Genomic DNA, 18,423 nt, shown 5'->3' with positions numbered 1-18,423 from the left:
ATCTGTCTCTGATACGAGACAGTTCGCCCTAGTGGAGCGCGAAAGCTGGCTATACTTCCTCCGGATGAGTCTGGCCAAACTGGAACCGCGGTTCAAGGAACTTCTCTACCGGTGCCTCGAGGAAATCCGGGCGACAAAGGCCGCGCTGTATCTCGCCGAAGGTGACGAAACCTATAAGGCGGTGACCCAGTACGGCTTCCGGGAAGGTCTCCCCGACAAACACCAGTCTCGCGACGATCTGGTCAACAACCTCATCATGAAAAGGGGAGCGTTTTACCTGAACAACCTGACTGAGGATATGAGGTTTTCCGAGCTTCTCTATGATGCCGGCACCAGCAGGCTTCTGGTGGCGCCGATCTACTCACGGGGCAAGCTCGTCGGTTTTCTCGACATCAGGGACAAGGCGGGCGATCAGCCATTCACGCCGAAGGACGTGCGGAGCTCGCAGGCGATCGCGGACGCCTATCTCGATCTGTTCGCTGAAGAGGGTTTGTTCGGCCAAAAGAAGATCCAGGTTTCTGAGATGGGACAGAGCTCCGAGGGTGGCGATGACGAGATCTGGATGCTTCCGGTGGTCGAGAGGGCGAAGACGGAACTGCAAAAGGGGAAGACGCGGAGCTCGGGCCGGATCGAGCCGATCGATCCTGCGCGACTGGATGTGGCACGCACGATGCTCGGCCTTTTTCTCGGGCTCCGTGGGGTCGTGGCGGCAGGGCTGGCGGATCTGTCACCCACCATTTTGACGTATTACATGGTTGCGCGCGGTCCGATTTCTCCGGAAGCCGTGAGCGACATTCAGAAGCGGCTGGGCACCTGGATGCAGAAGCGGGGCGGGGATCTTGCTCCGTTGAAAGTTCAGCAGGACCCTTGGATCGGCAATGGAGGGTCACCGGTTGTTCCGGGAGACATCGCCTCGCTGATGGCGGCACCGCTTCGCGAATTCGGCGAGCTCGTTCTGAGCGTGGCGTTCAGCCAGACTCCGGGGCGCGACGTACGCAGTCTTCTGGAACGGCTTCACAAGTGTGTCGAGGAATCGGTATCGAACGCAGTAGCCGCGCACTCGCGCACGCCGCTGATGCGGAACGTGGCCCTACGACTGATCGAGCCCGATCTGGAGTCACTTCCCGATCTGGTCGACCACTCCGAGCGCGTGGCTTCGATGGCTGCCGAGCTCGCCGGCAAGGCAGGCCTCGGAAGCGAGGAGATTGAGAGAATCCGGCTGGCCGGGATGGTTCATGACGTCGGGATGAGGCCACTCGGGTGGGAGCGAATACAGAGGAAGGGGCAACTTTCCGACTCGGAGATGATCCTCGTGCGACAGCATCCGATGGTCGGTGCGGCCATCATCTCACGCTCTCCACTCGGAGCCGAGATCGCAACGCTGGTTCATTCGCATCACGAGCGCGTCGATGGTACAGGTTATCCGGAAGGCCTGAAGGGGAAAGAGATCCCGACCGGGTCGAGAATCATTCACATCTGCGAAGCGTTCGACGCGATGACGGCACCGGACTCGTACAAGCCGCCGGTATCGGTCGAGGAAGCGTGCAGTCGGCTTTCCGGGGCGAAAGGCCGCCAGTTCGACTCCGATCTTGTCGACGCCTTCGTCTCTCTCCGCACCTGAATCCCATCATCCGAAAGAGTATTCATGTCACCTTCGTCCAACGAAGACCGTAAGGTCATTGCAACGAACCGGAAGGCCCGTCACGACTATGAAGTCGTCGAGAAGCTCGAGGCGGGCCTCGTTCTGACGGGGACCGAGGTGAAGTCGCTTCGTGACGGGCGGGCCAACCTCAAAGACAGCTACGTGATCTTCAAGGACGGCGAAGCCTTTCTGTTCGGTACGCACATCTCACCCTATGATCACGGCAATCGCGAGAACCACGAGCCGACGCGGACCAGGAAGCTGCTTCTGCATCGACGGCAGCTCGAGAAGCTGCACGGAATCGTCACGCAGAAGGGGCTGACGATCGTACCTCTCGAGCTGTATTTCATCGCCGGTAGAGTCAAGGCCGAGATTGCAGTGGTGAGAGGTCGCAAGCTGCACGACAAGAGAGAAGTCGTCAAGCAGCGCGAAGCGGAACGCGAGACCCGTGCAGCCATCAAGGAAGCCGGAAAGGCCTGATGTAGAATCTTTTGCTGCCTCATCGCGCGCGCACGTGCGATCGCAGCTCACTTCGGAGGAAACGCATTGTAATGTCACGCAATATCGTTCATGTGGTCGGAACGGGCACGATCGGGGAGCCGCTGATCGGCCTTTTTACCGATTACGCAGCCGACTGGGGGATCGATGAGGTCACCTTCCACAAAAGGACTCCCAAGGCGGATGACCATGCGATGGTCGAGCACGTGCTCGGCAGAGGTGCCAAGCTCGTCGTCGACGAAGATTCGCGCCCCGATTTCGAAAGACTCGGGCATCGCGTATCGCTGACCACGGAAGAGGCAATCGAACAGGCCACCGTCATTGTCGATTGCACCCCCGCAGGAAATCAGAACAAGGCGAAATTCTACGATCACTTCAGCCAACCGAGGGGTTTTCTGGCTCAGGGTTCGGAGTTCGGATTCGGAAAACCTTACGCCAGGGGCATCAACGACGAAGCTCTGACCTCCGATGATCGATTCATCCAGATCGTCTCGTGCAATACCCACAACATCGCGTCACTCGTCAAAACGATTGCCACCCATGATGGGGAGATCAGCCTCGCCGGCGGGCGCTTCGTGTGCATGAGACGAGCGAACGACATCTCCGACATCTCCGCGTTCATCGCCGCGCCGCAGGTCGGCAAACACGATGATCCGGAGTTCGGGACACATCACGCCCGAGATGCCCACCATCTGTTCGGCACGATGGGTGTGAAGCTGAATCTCTTTTCTTCGGCAATCAAGATCAATACTCAGTACATGCACACTCTCTGGTTCGATCTCGACCTCGGTTTCGACATTACGATGGAGGAGGTGCGGGCGAGGCTTCGGAACAACATCCGGGTCGCCATTACAAACAAACGATCGGCCGGCCAGATTTTTTCGTTCGGGCGTGACCACGGCTATTTCGGGCGGATCCTCTCTCAGACCGTCGTTCCGATCTCGACGCTCACGGTTCCGAATCCGCGAAAAGTCGTCGGCTTCTGTTACACACCCCAGGATGGCAACTCCCTGCTCAGCTCCGTTGCGGCGACGCTGAGGTGCCTCGATGACACGACGTTCGAGGAGAAACTGATGAAATTACGGAAGTACATCTTCCGAGAGATCTGAGCGATGGCCTGGTTCCGCAAAGAAAAGAAGCCAAAGAAACCTCTCGAAGAGAAGCCGCTCACGATTCCCGAGGGACTCTGGGTCAAATGTGACGGATGCAAGGAGATCGTCTACCGGCGGGAAGTCGACGAGAACCTGAGCGTCTGCCCGAAATGCTCGCATCATTTCCGTCTGTCTGCCACGCAGCGGTTCGAGCTCCTTTTCGATGGATCGTGGAAGGAGTTCGCGCAGGAGATCCGGTCGGCGGATCCGCTGGAGTTCCGGGATACCAGACCCTACCGCGACCGCTTGCGCGTCTACGAGAACCGGGTCGGGACCGGCGATGCCGTGCTCTGCGCCGAGGGCCGGCTGGAGAAAATGCCAGCGGTCATCGCCGCGATGGAGTACACATTCATGGGCGGCTCGATGGGCTCGGTCGTCGGCGAAAAGATCACGCTCGCCGCCGAGCGCGCTCTGGAAAAGAAGATTCCTCTCATCGCCGTATCTTGCTCCGGCGGAGCCAGAATGCAGGAAGGGATACTTTCTCTGATGCAGATGGCGAAGATCTCGGCAGCGCTCGCGCGTCTTTCCGAGGAGGGTATCCCCTATGTTTCAGTGCTGACCGATCCGACCACCGGAGGGGTCACCGCGTCGTTTGCGATGCTCGGAGACATCAACATCGCCGAGCCTCGGGCCCTGATCGGATTCGCCGGTCCGCGCGTGATCGAGCAGACGATTCGTCAGAAATTGCCCGAGGGCTTCCAGCGATCCGAGTTCCTCGTCGAGCACGGAATGCTCGACGCCATCGTCGAGCGACAACAGATGAAGGCGTTCATCGCCACATTTCTCCGCTTCTGCCGTGGCGCCTGAACCGTTCGCGTCCGACGGCGATCCGGTCGTCGAGAGACCCGATCGTTGCGCCATCGCCGTCCTGGCAGGGATTGGTTTCTGCGCGATCGAGATCGTGATCCTTTTCGTCCTGATGAGGCGTCACGGGATCGAACTCCTCATCTCCGGACCCTTTGTCGCAAGCGCTGGCTTTTTCAGCTTCGTGCTCTACGGTGCCGTGCTTCATGGCGTCGTGGCACTTTTTCGCAAGCGCGCAGGGCTCTACTGGAAACGAACGTTTCGTAACCCGCGCTGGCTCGGCGTCACGGCGCTGCTGGCAATCAATCTCGGGATGCTGAGCTACTTCTATCAGGGTCTCAAGACCGGGACCTGGCTGATGGGGAGATCGGGCGTCGATTCGCTTCTCTGGGCGATCGACAGTTTCGTTTTCTTCGGGATGTCCCCCAATACCTTCTTCCTCAATCTGTTCGACAATCCCGTGCTTCTGGGCGTCTTCGACCTCGGATACGGGATGCTGTTCCTGTTCGTTCTGATTCTGGGAATCGCTTCGTATCTCGCGATGCCGGGTTTTGCACGACGAACTTCGTTCATTCTGGCGAATACCCTTTTGTGGAGTGCCGGTGCCTGGCTCTATTTTGCGGTCCCGGCCATGGGCCCGGCGTATGGGTTCAGCGACGTCTGGGAGGAAGCGCGTCCGGGGATGCCCGCCACGACCTATCTTCAGCGGCGCCTCATCGAGAACCATCTGAACGTTCTCGCGCGCAACGAAGGTCTGTCCTTTGGAAGCATCCGGTTCGCAGAAGGCCTCGGAGCATTCCCGAGTCTCCACGTCGGGTTCTTTGCTCTGCTTGCGCTGTTCGTCAGGCGGGGGTCGCGTCGAGGAGGAAACTGGTTGTTCGGCGCGACCGCATTCATGTTTCTCGGGTCGATCATTACAGGCTGGCACTACATGATCGATTCGGTGGCCGGTCTGATCCTGGCCTGGCTCTCGTACCGGGTGATCCGCTGGCTCGAGCCCCGATGGGCTCCGCTTACACCGGCCAAAGACGGACCGTGGTGAACGAGCCGGCGGACTGGCTCGAGCAACTGATCGGACAGGGGATCCGACCCGGGCTCGAGCGAATGCAAATCTTCGTCGACGCACTGGAGATCTCGCTCGGTCGCCGGTGGGTGATCGTCGCCGGGACCAATGGAAAGGGCTCGACCGCCGCCACGCTCGACTCGATCCTGCGAAGCGCTGGTCGGTCGACGATCCTCTATACCTCGCCGCACCTGGTGCGGCTGTCGGAGCGGTGGATCATCAGGGGAGAGGAAGTTGACCATGCGGCTCTGCGATCCGCGATCGAGCGGATCCGGACTGCATCCGGAGAGCTCGACGTTCTTCCGACCTTTTTCGAGGCGCTTACCCTCATCGCGTTGATCCTCGCGGATCGAGACGACGTGGAGATCGGAATCTTCGAAGTCGGGATGGGGGGGCGGCTCGATGCCACCAACGTGGTCGAGGCGGATGTCGCGGCAATCTCGATGATCGGGCTCGATCATGCGGAGTGGCTCGGAGACACGATCGAGAAGATCGCTGCGGAGAAGGGGGGCGTGATCAAGAAGAGCACACGGGCGGTCACCTCGAATACCGGCGCTTCGATTCTGAGAGTACTCGACGAGCTCGCGGATCGTGCCGGTGTCACCCTTGAAGCTCTCGAGGACTGCTGCATGATCCGCGCGAAGAGCTCAGACTGCGACGGCGTTCATTTCCGGTTCACGACGCCTCTGCGAGAGTACGATCTCGAGAGTCCGCTGCGCGGTGAGCATCAGATTCCGAACGTCGCCCTGGCGGTCCGCGCAGCGGAGCTTCTTTTCGATCGAATGGGTCTGGAGTGCGATGCCGCGGCGATCGAGAGAGGCGTTGCGGGCACGAGATGGCGGGGACGGCTCGAGATTTTCGACGTCGATGGACGCAGGCTTCTGGTCGACGGCGCTCACAATCCGGCCGGAGCCGAGACGCTCGCTCGATTCGTCGAGCGCCATCTCCAGGGGGAAGTCTGCCTCCTTTTCGGATGTCTGCGAGACAAAGACTGGAAGGCGATGATCGAGCGGCTGGCGCCGCTCGCGCAGAAGGTGATTCTGACCAGCGTCGACTCGGATCGGGCAGCCGAACCCGGCGAGATCGCGACGTGGCTCAGTGAGCGATACGGGGTGGATGTAGTCGAGCCTGCGAGCGCCGCTCTCGACCAGGCCTGGCGAAGCGGATGTCAGAATGTGGTCGTCGGAGGATCGCTCTATCTCGCGGGCGATGCCGTCGCGTTCGGCGATCGGCTACGGGGCTCTCGCTGAGCCGACCCCCTCTTGGAGTTAGACTGTGGCGCAACAGGCGGAATCGAACCGGAGGAGAACGAGCTCGATGACGAGTACATCCACTTTCCACCATCAGGACCTCGAGACAGTCGACCAGGAGATCCACGAGGCGATCCTTCTCGAGACCAGACGACAGAACGAGACGCTCGAGCTGATCGCCTCCGAGAACCACGTTTCGGAGGCCGTACTCCGCGCGATGGGTTCCGTCTTCACGAACAAGTACGCCGAGGGGTACCCGGGCAGGCGATATTACGGCGGGTGCGGACCTACCGACATCGTCGAAAATCTGGCGCTCGATCGGGCGAAGGAGCTGTTCGGTGCCGAGCATGCGAACGTCCAGCCGCACTCCGGCTCGCAGGCCAATATGGCGGTCTACTTCGCGACGCTCGAGCCGGGCGATGTGATCATGGGAATGGATCTCTCGCACGGGGGACATCTGACTCACGGACATCCCCTTTCGTACAGCGGTCGTGATTTCGAAGTCGTTGCGTACGGCGTCGACAGAGAGACGGAGAGAATCGATTACGAAGCGATGCAGCGGATCGCAGAGAAATCGAAGCCGAAAATGATCATATGTGGCGCGTCAGCGTACTCGCGAGTCATCGATTTCGCGCGCATCCGGGAGATCGCTGATTCGGTCGGAGCTCTGATGATGGCCGATGTCGCCCACATTGCGGGCCTCATCGTTGCCGGAGCGCATCCGTCACCTGTCCCGTTTGCGGATTTCGTCACCACGACGACCCACAAGACCCTGAGGGGCCCGCGCGGAGGGTTGATCCTATGCCGCGAGAAGCATGCGAAGGCGATCGACCGTGCGCTGTTTCCCGGAGTTCAGGGCGGGCCGCTGGTGCACATAATCGCGGCCAAAGCCGTCGCTTTCAAAGAGGCTCTTTCCAGCGAGTTTCGCGACTATCAACGCCGGATCATCGACAACGCTCAGGCTCTCTGCGCCGCAGTTGCGAACGGAGGATTTCGAATCGTCTCCGGCGGTACGGACAATCATCTTTTCATGACGGATGTCTTCTCGAAAGGAATCACAGGCAAAGATGGTGAGAAGATGCTCGAGGACGCCGGAATCACGGTGAACAAGAACACGATACCTTTCGACACCAACAAGCCGATGGTGGCATCCGGGCTTCGCATCGGCACGCCGGCCGTGACTTCGAGAGGGATGAGCCAGAAGGAGATGGAAACGATCGGAAAGCTGATCGTCAGAGTGCTCGACGCCGAGGGGGATGAGGCGACGGTAAAAGCGGTGCGAGACGACGTCCGGTCGCTCTGCCTCGGATTTCCGCTCTACTGAGTCGCCTTAACGTGCCGCCCGCTCGGACCCGAACCAAGTCCCCGGAAGATCCGGTGACTGAACAGACCCTTGCGATGCAACTTGTAGAAGCCCATTGTCTTCAGAATCTCGAGGCCATATCGAACGGAACGGACGAACCCGATCTGCGATGCCTCGTCGAAGTATCTCGTCTGAATCGGTACCTCGCGGATGGTCATGCCCGCGGCCACTCCCTGAGCGATGATCTCGGTGTCGAAGACGAAATTGTCCGAGCATTCTTCGAACGGGACCGACTCGAGGTAGCGTCGTGAGTACGCGCGAAATCCCGAATGGTATTCGGAGAGAAACACATAGAAGGTCGCGTTCTCGATTGCCGTCAGGCCGAGATTCGCGAAGTATTTCCACTTCGGCATTCCGCCCTCGATCGGTCGCCCTCCGAGCATCCGGGAGCCGAATACCGCATCGCATTCATCGTCGAGAAGTGGCTTGACCAGCTGGGGAATGATCGTGGGGTCGTACTGATGGTCCGGGTGCACCATCACGACGATGTCGGCATTCAGCTCGTCCAGCGCCGTACGGTAGCAGGTTTTCTGGTTCCCGCCGTAACCGCGATTCTCGGGATGCACCACCGTTCGTATCCCTATCTCTTCGGCGAGCCGAACGGTGCCGTCCGTCGACGCATCATCGACGAGAAGGACTTCGTCGACCCACTCTTTCGGGATGTCGTCCCACGTTGCGCGCAAAGTCGCCTCCGCGTTGTAGGCGGGAAGGACGACCACGATTCTCCTGTCGGGGGACCGGCTCACTCGCCCGAGACGATAACACGGCGGAATGCGGCCCCGGCCTCGAGAGTGGAGTGGCGGGATTGAACGGAGAAAGCACCCGAGAGCAGTGGCGGGACCGCTGCGCTCTCACGGTTCTGGCAGCCGCGATTCTCCTTGCGATCGTCGACGTCGTCGCGGGAGGGCGGAGCTTCTTCATCAGGGATATATCGAGGTTCTACCACCCGACTAAGCGGATCATCAGGGAAATTCTTCTCTCCGGTGGGTTCCCATGGTGGAACCCGTTCTATTCGGCCGGGCAGCCACTCGCGGCGAATCCCGAGTATGCCGTTTTCTATCCGCCGCAGCTGCTGATCCTCCTTCCGGACTTCGAACTGGGTTTTCGATTTCACATCGCGTTTCATCTCGTGGCCGCTGCGTTCGGAATGTATCTGCTGCTGCGGTCGCTGCGGCTTGGGAGAGGAGCGTCCGTTGCTGGCGCCCTGTCCTGGGGAATGGGCGGGCTGATGATGTCGCTCGTCAATCTGCTGCCGATCCTCTTCTGTGCGACGTGGTTGCCGTATCTGCTCCGATATCTCACTTCTTATGTTCGAACGGGAGCGCGCCGCCACGCGTGCATCGCCGTGCTCTTCGGCGGCCTGCAGCTTTTGGCCGCGGAGCCCGTCACGCTGATCCAGACCTGGGTTCTCGCAGGGTTGTGGCTAACGTGGTTTTTGTGGAGAAGACGCCGGCTTCTCGCCCCGCAGCTGATCTCGCTCGTCGTCGCCCGCTTTTCGGTCGTTCTGATCGGAGCGGTTCTCGTCGGGGCGATTCAGCTGTGGCCGGCCATCGATCACGTCTCCGACACCGTCAGAGCCGATGGCTTCGACTATGACTTGGTCACATCGTGGAGCCTCCACCCGCTGCGCCCGCTCGAAATGATCGTCCCATCGGCTTTTGGCCGTTTCAACCTCGACGGCCATGTTCTGTACTGGGCCGGCGGACGCTTCTATCCGCGGCAGGCTTCCCCCTTCCTCTTTTCGATTGCCCCCGGAATGATCATCGCGTTGATGGCGATGGTGGGAGTCGTCCTGCGGTTTCCCGGCTGGCTTCGCTACCTCGGAACGAGCGCCTTGTTTTACCTGCTGACTCTCGGGAGCTTCACACCGTTGTATTGGTGGGCCTGGCAGGCGGAAATCGGCAGGGGATTCCGCTATCCGGAGAAGTTCTCGATCGGTCTCGTCTTCGCCACGATCGTATTCGGCGCGATGCTTCTCGACCGGCTCTCGGGGAATGATGAGAAGGTCAGGAAGGTCGCGACGGCTCTCGCGCTCGCCATTGCTGCAGGCGTGACGGTCCTGGCTGCGCTGTCGCTTCATCCGGGCTACACCTCGATGTTCGGTGATCTCTTCGGTGTTTCAGAGTCGAGGTATCTGACCCGGATGGTGGAGGGGTCGCGTGAGGTCTGGACCCTGGTCGCACTTCTCTGGGGCGCGATCCTCGTGACGTTGACTGTGGCGCGGCGACGAGCTCTGGTCATTCTGAACGTGATCCTCTGGATAGAGCTGGCACTGCTGGGCCTCGACGTCTCGCCCCGGATTTCCTCGGAGTTCTACCGGGCACCTCCACTGGCCGCGGAGCTCGCGCCCGGCCGTGATGGCTACCGAATCTTTCACGAAGTCGACTGGTATGGACGATCGAAGACCGCCCGTTCGTGGTTTTCGACGGGTGATGCCGTCTACTGGGTCGTTCGCAACGGAATGTTTCCGATGACGCCGGCGAACGATCTTTACCGGACCGTGCTCGAGCGCGACTATGACAAGACCGCGATGAAGCATTCGGTGGACTTGGTCCACACGATGTTCGAAGTCAGAGACCGCGGAAGAAAGGACTGGGCCTCGATCTTCATGTCGATGTCGAACGCGAGATACCGGAGTCGATACCGCAGCTCGGTCGCCGTCGTCGGAACCAGCAAGCGGGAGGTCGATCCGATCCGGATGGTCGACGAGGGAGAGCGTCCTCGCTACAGCATCGCAACCGGCGTGAGACGAGTTGATGATCTTGCCGAGCTCGTCGATACGATCGTCGAAGAAGGTAGCGAGCCGGGAACGGCATGGATCATCGGTACCGATTCTTCAGGCGGAGTCGCAGGTTCATCGGGATCGGTCGAGCTCATCGAGGAGATCTTCTCGGGAGCCGATCTGAGAGTGAATGCCTCTTCGCCGGCAGTGCTCGTCTCCTCGATCACCTTCCATCCCAATTGGCGCATCTCCGTCAATGAAGAGGAGGTGGAGCACTTCCCCGTGAATGTCGCATACACCGGTGTCGTCGTTCCGGAGGGTCGCAGCGTCGTGCGAATTCGCTACTTCGATCCGGTCGTCGCGGTCTCGGCGATCATCAGTTGCGTCAGCGTTCTGATCGTTGTCGGGATCCTGCTGTTCCCGGGTCGGCGCAGCTGACCGGTCCGATCCGGATCCGCATTCGAAGCAGATCGACGAGCATTCTGAAGGAGTCCCGGACGACTCGCACCCTCGACTCGGGAGAGTTGAACCAGAGCACAGGCACTTCCTCGATCCGATAGCCTTCCCGGCAGGCGAGCATGAGGAACTCCACGTCCCAGGCAAACCGGTCGACGGTTGCGCGGTGGGCGACGGTTTTTGCGGCGTCGACGGAGAAAAGCTTGAATCCGCACTGCGTGTCACGGAAGGGAAGGCCCGTGATCATCCGCATCAGCCGGTTGAAGGTTTTGCCCATCGATTGGCGGTAGGAGGGCTGTGCCACCTTCACGGAAGTCTCGTCGACGGCTCTCGAACCGATGACTATGTCAGCCCCGCCGGCTGCTGCCAGCAGGGTCTCAACCTCGGCCAGCGGCGTGGAGAGATCCGCGTCGCTGATCAGTATTCGGGTTCCGGTCGCCTCCATGATCCCGCGACGAACAGCGTAGCCCTTTCCCGCATTGGTACTGTAGGTAACGACCCGCCAGCCGTCCCGGCGCGCGGTTGCAGCCTTCAGGATCTCGCCGCTCCGGTCCGAGCTGCCGTCGTCGACGAAGATGATCTCGGTCGGGCGGTCGAAGCCGCTCCGGAACTCTTCGATCCGCTCGATGGTTTCCGGAAGTCTCCGCTCCTCGTTGAAGACGGGGATGACGATCGACAGTTTTCCCATTATATTCTCGCCCGTGACGAACCACCGGCCCGTGAAGAAACTCGGGAACAAGGACTTCATCCTGACCGCCTTTGGTGTCGTCGTGGTGGCGGCCCTGATGATCGGCGCCGCAGTTTACCTCAATAGCCAGGCGCCGGCCGACGATGGCAGTTATGTTCCGGGTGAGACCGCGATCACACCCGATATCGAGCTTCTTCGTGACTACGTCAGGATCGATACGACTGCGGGCAAAGAGATCGACGGCGCCCGCTTTCTCTTCGAGTATCTCGAACGACAGAGTATCCCCGCGGAGATGATCGAGAGCGCACCCGGGAGAGCCAACGTCTACGCGAGAATCGAAGGCCGTGAGCCGGGCGGAGCGCTGATGCTGCTCAGTCACATCGACGTCGTCCGAGCGGATCCCGAAAAGTGGTCTTACCCACCTTTCGAGGCTGAGGTCGCGCTCGACCGCGTCTGGGGTCGAGGGACGCTCGACATGAAGGGAACGGCGATCACCCAACTGCTGGCGTTCGTGGATGTCGCAGAATCGGGTCAGCAGCCTGCTCACGATCTGATCTTTCTGGCGACCGCCGACGAGGAATCGGGGAGCGCTCTCGGGGTCCCGTGGCTGATCGCGAACCGGCCGGATATTTTCGAGGGCACCCGCTTCGTGATCACCGAGGGAGGGCTGACCGAGACAGTGCGCGAAAAGCTCGTCTATTTCGCCGTTGAGACCGGTTCGAAGAACATCGTCCGGCTCCGAGTGAACAGTCCTCGAAGGGAGGATCTCGAACGGTTCCGTGCCCAAATGCTCGAATGGGACATCGAGCCGAAGATCGAGCGGCTCCTTCCTGGGGTGGACGAGTATTTCCGGGCAATCGCTCCCAGGCGAACGAAGGGGGGCGAAATCCTCGCAGACGTTCGGAAGGCCGAGTCGGAGGGCCGGCTCGATCAGCTCGGGGAGAATTATCTCGAGCTGATGCAGAACCACGCGATCGTCCGCGACGAGGTTGAACCGGTCGATGGCGGGTACACTCTGCGCATATACCTGTCGCTCCTTCCGGACGAGGATCCCGCCGAGCCTCTCGCGCGTATTCGCGAGTTGCTACCGCGCGACGCGGAGATGTTGGTCGAGTTCATGACGTTTCCGCAACCATCACGGCTGTCGCCGACGGACACGCCGCTTTTTCGGGAGCTGGAAGAAGAGGTGAAGGAGACGTGGGGCGAACAGACGCGGGTCGGTCCCCACGTCATGCTCGCTCAAACGACCGATTGTCGCTTTCTCAGATCGGAAGAGATCGACTGCTATGGACTCTGGCCGTTCCAGGTCACCTTCTTCGAGAGCCAGGGGATTCACGGAGTCGACGAGCGGCTGAAACTCTCCTGGTTCGTCGAAGGCGTCGAATTCATGAAAGATCTGGTTCGGAGATACCTGGAGATCGAAGCCCCGAAGTGACGTAATTTGTCACATTCTGTGCCGCTCGTTGTGAATCCGGAATGCCCTTGGTTTTCTAACTTCTTGATAAAAATCAAATTATTGGTCGCTTCGACATGGTACGGCGATTGGATTGGTAGGGTGTCGGGGAAACAAGTCCCACAATCACAAGGAGGATTCAAATGCTTTCAAAAATGCGTAGGGGTCAGCGCGGTTTCACGCTGATCGAGCTTCTGATCGTCGTCGCGATCATCGGCATTCTGGCCGCAATCGCGATTCCGAACCTGCTGTCGGCGATGCAGAGGTCGAAGCAGAAGAGGACGATGGCAGACATGCGCTCGATCGCCACGGCGTGGGAGTCGTATGCAGTCGACTGGAACTTCTACTGGAATTCCGCTCAGCAGAGCTTCAGCCAGCTTCCGAATGTAATTGTAACTTCGGATCTGGTCGGCGAGCTCGAGCCGGACTACATCAAGGAGATGCCTAACGCCGACGGATGGTCCGAGCCGTGGCAGTTTTTCACCGACAGCGCTACCCGAGCGACCGAGTATCAGATCTATTCGCTCGGAAAGAACCAGACGGACGACAGCATCACCGTGCAGGGTCCGACGACCAACTTCGCTTGTGACATCGTTTATCAGAATGGGTCCTTCGTCGTTTACCCGGAAGGCGCTCAGGAAAACTAAGAGCTCCGTATGACTGTGGCGGGGTGGCCGAATGGCCGCCTCGCCATTTTTTTACTGCGACAGGAACCGAGACTCGTGGGGGATTCGATGAAGTCGCTCAAAGGTGAGATGCGTGGATTTACGCTGATCGAGCTTCTGATCGTCGTCGCGATCATCGGTATCCTGGCCGCGGTTGCAATACCGAATCTGATCGCCGCGATGCACCGGTCGAAACAGAAAAAGACGATGGCGGACATGAGGTCGATTGCATCCGCGTGGGAGTCCTATTCGGTCGACTGGAACTTCTACTGGAACTCCGGCTACGACCTTCTCGACAAGACGGTACCGAACTCGGAGATCGCGTCGCACCTGGCCCCGATCTACATCAAGGAGCTCCCGGCCCGAGACGCGTGGGGAAGCAACTGGATCTATCGGGTCGATGCAACGGAGAAAGCAAACGAGTATCAGATCATCTCCGCGGGAAAGAATCAGACACTCGACACGGGCGCCGAGACGGGACCGACGGACAATTTCATCTGTGACGTCGTCTACCAGAACGGCAGCTTCGTTCTCTGGCCCGAAGGGGCACAGAAAAACTGAGCGACGAGAGCTTGCTGAGCTTCCGACGCATGCTGGCTCGGGCGCTCCCTTCTCTTCTTTGCTCCCTCGTACTGCTTCATTGTCACGAAGCGCATTCCGAGGTCGAGGATCCGGATCATGCTCTCTCGAGCGAGCTTCTGATCGACTACGTCCGGATCGATACTTCCAATCCGCCGGGAGGAAACACTCGCGCGGCGGCGGAGCTCCTTCGCGATTTTCTGACCGGACATGGCATTCGGGACGTTTCGATCGTCGGAGTTCCCGGTAATGATTTCGCGGTGATCGGTCGGATTGTTTCGGGTCATGCCAGACCCGCGCTGATGCTCACTCATCACATCGATACGGTTCCCGCGAGCGAATCGGACTGGCGGTTCCCTCCTTTTGGCGGCGAACGCCGGTCGGGCTACGTCACCGGTCGCGGAGTCCTGGACGACAAGTCACTCGGGGTGGCGCATGCAGTCGCGATGATGAACCTCGTGCGGAGCGGTGCCGCGCTCGAGCGCGACGTCATTTTCCTCGCTGTGCCGGACGAGGAAGCCGGCGGAACTCGCGGGATGGTTCATCTCGAAGAGGCCATGCCGGAGCTGTTTCGGAATGTCGGCCTCGTACTGGGAGAGGGAGGCTCCAACGTCACGGTCGTCGACGAGGTGACCTGGTGGGGAATCGAAGTCGAACAGAAGATTCCGCTATGGATCGAGATCGTCGTGACGGCGAAGGGCGGTCACGGAGCTGGGGGCGGAGCCGGTACGGCGCCCGAGATTCTCCTCGACATCCTCGAGGATCTCCGCCGGATGGACCGCCCGGCCGGGACCTCGCAGGCGACCCTCGAATACCTTGAATCGCTCGCATCGAGCAAGGTTGAGCGTTCGGCCGGGGTCCTGCTCGCGGCGGCGCGACGGCCCGACCCGGAGACTCTCGCACAGCTTCCGAGCCCGCAGCGGGCGGTCGTCGAGACATCGATGGCGGTCACCCGGCTGGCGGCCGGATCCGAAGACTCGGCGCCGAACGCGATTCCATCGGAGGCCCGCGCGATGATCGACTTCCGCCTCCCTCCGGCGGCCGACTCCGACGCGTTTCTGCGATCGGTGGCGGAGTTAGTGGAAGGCCGAGGCGAGGTGCGCGTCCATCTCAAAGGCCGGAGCGACTCGAGCTCGAGCCGCGGAGGCGCTGCGTGGGATCTGATCGCGGGCGTGCTGCAGAACCACGCTGCCGCTCCCGTGGGACCGCTCGTGATCCCCGGAACGACCGATCTCCGTCTGTTCAGGGAAAAGGGAATCGAGGCGTGGGGGCTCTCACCCTTCGAGCTCAACTATTACGATGGAGCGACGATTCACGCGGAGAATGAGAGGATTCGCGAGCGCCAGTTCCACGAAGGAATCGACGTCATGAAGGACGTCGTCCTGGCGCTCGCGAGAAGCTCCGAATGGTGATCAGGCTTTCTTCCACTTGATGGTGCAGCCGAAGGGCTTGGTCGAGTCGGTGGCCACCGGCTGACCTCAAAAAATGACCCTCCTTCGCATCAGGTGAATAGCGCCCTGGTGAATTTGATTCGCCACGAAACGGAAACGGACTTCACATTGGCGATCATGACGAATATGATGCGGGTCCGCGATCGGAAACGCCTTTTCAATGCCGACAATCGACGATCATCTGAACAGCATCGCGCGTGAGCTCGTATCGTGCGGAATCACCCTCGAGCAGGCCCTCGAAGAATTCGAAGGGAAGTACATCGGAGCCGCCATGGACCAGGCTGATGGCAACGTGACCCGCGCTTCGCAGATGCTCGGCATCCATCGGAATACGCTGCACAACAAGCTCCGGACGCGTTTGCGTGTCGCGGGCTACGTCGCGCGGATTCGGAAGGCGAGGCGGAAGCCCTCCTCGAAGAAGCGGGGCCGGTGAACACCGCGGAACTGCGTAAATCGATCGTCGACCTGCTCGACCAGCGAGGCCAGCGCGTCCTCGCGGTTCGCGACATCGCGAGGAAGCTCACCGAGTCGGGATTGAAAGTCGACCGGGAGAAGCTCGGGGCGCTGATCGAGCAGATGGAGGGGGCGGGCGAGATCATTGCCGTTCGTGGAAAACGATATTCGCTTCCTCGGCATACCTCGTTCGTGATCGGCACCTATCGCGCCCGCTCGGACGGATCTGGTCTGGTCGTTCCCGTGTCGCGGGACGATGCAGCCAGACAGCTCTTCGTCGGTCGCCGCAGCGACCACAACGCGATGAACGGTGATCTCGTGGTGGCGCGGGCGAGCGCGTCGAAGAAAAGCCAGCGGACCGCTCGTGGCGAGGTCACCCGGGGAGAGATCGTCAGGGTTCTGAGGCGAGAGCACTCGAGTGTCGTGGGACGTTTCCATGAGGGGAGCCCGGCCTGGGTTCGCCCTTACGATACGCGGCTCGACATCGACATCGAGATCGAGCCGGGGCACGAGGATGGCGCGGAACACGGCCAGATCGTCGAGGTCGACATCACACGCTATCCCGACCGCCATCCCACCGCCGAAGGGAGGATCATCGATGTCCTAGGATTCATCTGGGAGCCCGGGGTCGACGTGGAGATCGTCCTGAGGAAATATCGGATTCCACGAGAGTTTCCCGAAGAGGTCGAGAGAGAGGCGGAAGCGGTTCCACTGGAGGTCGCGGATTCCGAGATCGCAGATCGGACCGATCTGAGGGATCGTGTGATCGTGACCATCGATGGCGAGACTGCGCGAGATTTCGATGACGCCGTCGAAGTGACCCGTCTCCCTTCGGGAAACTTCCGCCTCGGAGTTCACATCGCCGACGTCTCGCAGTACGTGCGCCCCGGCTCGGCGCTCGATGCCGAGGCCTGGACGCGAGGGACGTCGGTCTACTTTTCCGGTCGCGTGGTACCGATGCTGCCGGAAAGGCTCTCGAACGGAATCTGCTCGCTCAATCCGAGGGTCGACAGGCTGGTGTTCTCGGTCGAGATGGAGATCGACCAGAACGGTGGTGTGGTTGCCAGAAAGTTCTTCCGGGCGATCATCCGAACGCGAGCCCGTCTCACCTATACGGAGGTCGCTGCGACGATTGCCGGCGACTCGGACGCGATCGCGGATCCGGTGGTGGTCGATCTCGTTCGAGTGATGGACGAGCTTTACCGGGTTCTCAGGGCGCGGCGAGATCGCCGTGGATCGATCGACTTCGACCTTCCACAACACGAGGTGCTTCTGACCGAGCAGGGAGAGATCAGCTCGATCCGGGCACTCGAGCGAAACGACGCGCACCGGCTGATCGAAGAATTCATGCTGGCCACCAACGAGACGGTGGCCAAGGAGCTCTTCTTCGCCGGCCAGCCCTCTCTCTATCGCAACCACCTTGCGCCGGAGATGGAAAAGCTCGAAGAGCTCAAAATGCTACTGGCCGAGTTCGGTTACGAGTTGAAGGGTGACCTCGAGAAGATCCGGCCGGGCGATCTGCAGCGTGTGTTGCAGCGAATTGACGGCGACGCGGGAGAACGGTTTCTCAACGAAGTCATCCTCAGATCGATGAAACGGGCCGTCTACGCTCCCGAGTGCAACGGGCACTTTGCGCTCGCCTTCGAGCAGTACACCCACTTCACCTCGCCGATCCGGCGGTATCCCGACCTCGTGGTTCATCGAATGCTCGGCGCTCATCTGAAGAAAGGCGGGGCGACCGCCGATCAGGAGCAACTGGAGCGGGATCTCGTCGCAACCGGCGAGCAGAGCTCGACGACCGAGCGGCGCGCCGAGGCGGCGGAGCGGGAAGTGATGGAATGGAAAAAAGTCGTATTCATGCTCGACAAGGTCGGGGAGAAGTTCAACGGCGTGATCACCGGAGTCGTACCGTTCGGTCTTTTCGTCGAGCTCGACGAATTCTTCCTTCAGGGACTCGTTCCGATTGCCTCGATCGGGGGGGACTACTGGTCCTATCTCGACCGTGAGCACCGGCTGAGGGGCTCGAGCACCGAACGGGAGTTCAGGCTGGGAGATCGCGTGGTCGTCGAAGTTGCCAGGGTGGACGAGGATCGCATTCAGATCGACCTCCGTCTCATCGAGGCCGGCGGCCGGCCGGTCAAGGCGCGAACCTCGCAGGAGTACCGGCAGAAACGCTGACCTGATA

At 60.4% G+C, this 18,423-nt stretch carries 14 protein-coding genes and 2 pseudogenes; 14 read left to right on the top strand and 2 right to left on the bottom strand.

All coding sequences use genetic code 11. From position 1 onward, the window contains the following. The first annotated feature begins 64 nt into the window (after positions 1-64). The 7 genes from KY459_01770 to KY459_01740 all read left to right on the top strand — a co-directional run bounded on the left by KY459_01770 (position 65) and on the right by KY459_01740 (position 7,732). The gene (locus KY459_01770) at positions 65-1,621 is read left to right on the top strand and encodes an HD domain-containing protein (GenBank protein MBW3563435.1); all 1,557 of its coding nucleotides are present in this window, start codon (positions 65-67) and stop codon (positions 1,619-1,621) included. Positions 1,622-1,645: 24 nt separating this feature from the next. Next, on the top strand, positions 1,646-2,122 hold the full coding sequence (gene smpB / locus KY459_01765; GenBank protein MBW3563434.1) for an SsrA-binding protein SmpB: 477 nt from the start codon (positions 1,646-1,648) through the stop codon (positions 2,120-2,122). 71 nt (positions 2,123-2,193) lie between these two features. Continuing rightward, positions 2,194-3,249 carry a hypothetical protein gene (locus KY459_01760; protein MBW3563433.1) on the top strand — a complete coding sequence of 352 codons (1,056 nt, stop codon included), beginning with the start codon at positions 2,194-2,196 and terminating at the stop codon, positions 3,247-3,249. 3 nt (positions 3,250-3,252) lie between these two features. Further along, positions 3,253-4,098 carry an acetyl-CoA carboxylase, carboxyltransferase subunit beta gene (gene accD, locus KY459_01755; protein ID MBW3563432.1) on the top strand — a complete coding sequence of 282 codons (846 nt, stop codon included), beginning with the start codon at positions 3,253-3,255 and terminating at the stop codon, positions 4,096-4,098. Next, positions 4,088-5,137 (top strand): phosphatase PAP2 family protein, encoded by a 1,050-nt coding sequence (locus KY459_01750; protein ID MBW3563431.1) that lies wholly within the window; start codon positions 4,088-4,090, stop codon positions 5,135-5,137. Before accD ends, KY459_01750 begins: the two co-directional genes overlap by 11 nt. Continuing rightward, positions 5,134-6,408, top strand: coding sequence for a bifunctional folylpolyglutamate synthase/dihydrofolate synthase (locus tag KY459_01745; protein ID MBW3563430.1), 1,275 nt, complete (start codon positions 5,134-5,136; stop codon positions 6,406-6,408). The genes KY459_01750 and KY459_01745 overlap by 4 nt, the downstream gene beginning before the upstream one ends. A 67-nt stretch (positions 6,409-6,475) precedes the next feature. Beyond that, positions 6,476-7,732, top strand: a complete 1,257-nt coding sequence (locus tag KY459_01740) for a serine hydroxymethyltransferase (GenBank protein MBW3563429.1) — start codon at positions 6,476-6,478, stop codon at positions 7,730-7,732. Here KY459_01740 and KY459_01735 read toward each other — a convergent pair. Continuing rightward, positions 7,726-8,517, bottom strand: coding sequence for a glycosyltransferase family 2 protein (locus KY459_01735; GenBank protein MBW3563428.1), 792 nt, complete (start codon positions 8,515-8,517; stop codon positions 7,726-7,728). The two genes, KY459_01740 and KY459_01735, sit on opposite strands and share 7 nt — an antisense overlap. Before the next feature lie 59 nt (positions 8,518-8,576). Here KY459_01735 and KY459_01730 point away from each other — a divergent pair, with 59 nt between their 5' ends. After that, positions 8,577-10,931 (top strand): hypothetical protein, encoded by a 2,355-nt coding sequence (locus KY459_01730; GenBank protein ID MBW3563427.1) that lies wholly within the window; start codon positions 8,577-8,579, stop codon positions 10,929-10,931. On the opposite strand, the gene KY459_01725 is transcribed toward KY459_01730, so the two are convergent. Beyond that, positions 10,879-11,637 carry a glycosyltransferase family 2 protein gene (locus KY459_01725; protein MBW3563426.1) on the bottom strand — a complete coding sequence of 253 codons (759 nt, stop codon included), beginning with the start codon at positions 11,635-11,637 and terminating at the stop codon, positions 10,879-10,881. The two genes, KY459_01730 and KY459_01725, sit on opposite strands and share 53 nt — an antisense overlap. Before the next feature lie 13 nt (positions 11,638-11,650). On the opposite strand from KY459_01725, the gene KY459_01720 reads away from it, so the two are divergent. The 6 genes and pseudogenes from KY459_01720 to rnr all read left to right on the top strand — a co-directional run bounded on the left by KY459_01720 (position 11,651) and on the right by rnr (position 18,416). Beyond that, a complete protein-coding gene (locus KY459_01720) occupies positions 11,651-13,072 on the top strand; it encodes a M20/M25/M40 family metallo-hydrolase (protein MBW3563425.1) in 1,422 nt (473 codons plus the stop codon). A 173-nt stretch (positions 13,073-13,245) separates the two neighbouring features. Next, positions 13,246-13,332, top strand: a pseudogene (locus tag KY459_01715) (prepilin-type N-terminal cleavage/methylation domain-containing protein). A gap of 492 nt (positions 13,333-13,824) precedes the next feature. Further along, a pseudogene (locus tag KY459_01710) lies at positions 13,825-13,920 on the top strand (prepilin-type N-terminal cleavage/methylation domain-containing protein). Positions 13,921-14,345: 425 nt separating this feature from the next. Continuing rightward, the gene (locus KY459_01705) at positions 14,346-15,746 is read left to right on the top strand and encodes a M20/M25/M40 family metallo-hydrolase (protein MBW3563424.1); all 1,401 of its coding nucleotides are present in this window, start codon (positions 14,346-14,348) and stop codon (positions 15,744-15,746) included. Between the two features lie 199 nt (positions 15,747-15,945). Continuing rightward, positions 15,946-16,218 carry a hypothetical protein gene (locus KY459_01700; GenBank protein MBW3563423.1) on the top strand — a complete coding sequence of 91 codons (273 nt, stop codon included), beginning with the start codon at positions 15,946-15,948 and terminating at the stop codon, positions 16,216-16,218. Next, the gene (gene rnr / locus KY459_01695) at positions 16,215-18,416 is read left to right on the top strand and encodes a ribonuclease R (GenBank protein MBW3563422.1); all 2,202 of its coding nucleotides are present in this window, start codon (positions 16,215-16,217) and stop codon (positions 18,414-18,416) included. Before KY459_01700 ends, rnr begins: the two co-directional genes overlap by 4 nt. Positions 18,417-18,423: the final 7 nt, after the last annotated feature.

It is taken from the genome of Acidobacteriota bacterium, assembly GCA_019347945.1.
Lineage (GTDB): Bacteria > Acidobacteriota > Thermoanaerobaculia > Gp7-AA8 > JAHWKK01 > JAHWKK01.
This window is presented reverse-complemented; position numbering and strand designations above follow the sequence as displayed.

What these genes read in the sequence shown, in the direction of transcription:
- KY459_01770 (MBW3563435.1), top strand. Translation starts at nt 65, where the DNA reads ATGAGTCTGGCCAAACTGGAACCGCGGTTCAAGGAACTTCTCTACCGG.
- smpB (MBW3563434.1), top strand. Translation starts at nt 1,646, where the DNA reads ATGTCACCTTCGTCCAACGAAGACCGTAAGGTCATTGCAACGAACCGG.
- KY459_01705 (MBW3563424.1), top strand. Translation starts at nt 14,346, where the DNA reads ATGCTGGCTCGGGCGCTCCCTTCTCTTCTTTGCTCCCTCGTACTGCTT.
- KY459_01740 (MBW3563429.1), top strand. Translation starts at nt 6,476, where the DNA reads ATGACGAGTACATCCACTTTCCACCATCAGGACCTCGAGACAGTCGAC.
- accD (MBW3563432.1), top strand. Translation starts at nt 3,253, where the DNA reads ATGGCCTGGTTCCGCAAAGAAAAGAAGCCAAAGAAACCTCTCGAAGAG.
- KY459_01700 (MBW3563423.1), top strand. Translation starts at nt 15,946, where the DNA reads ATGCCGACAATCGACGATCATCTGAACAGCATCGCGCGTGAGCTCGTA.
- KY459_01725 (MBW3563426.1), bottom strand. Translation starts at nt 11,637, where the DNA reads ATGGGAAAACTGTCGATCGTCATCCCCGTCTTCAACGAGGAGCGGAGA.
- KY459_01760 (MBW3563433.1), top strand. Translation starts at nt 2,194, where the DNA reads ATGTCACGCAATATCGTTCATGTGGTCGGAACGGGCACGATCGGGGAG.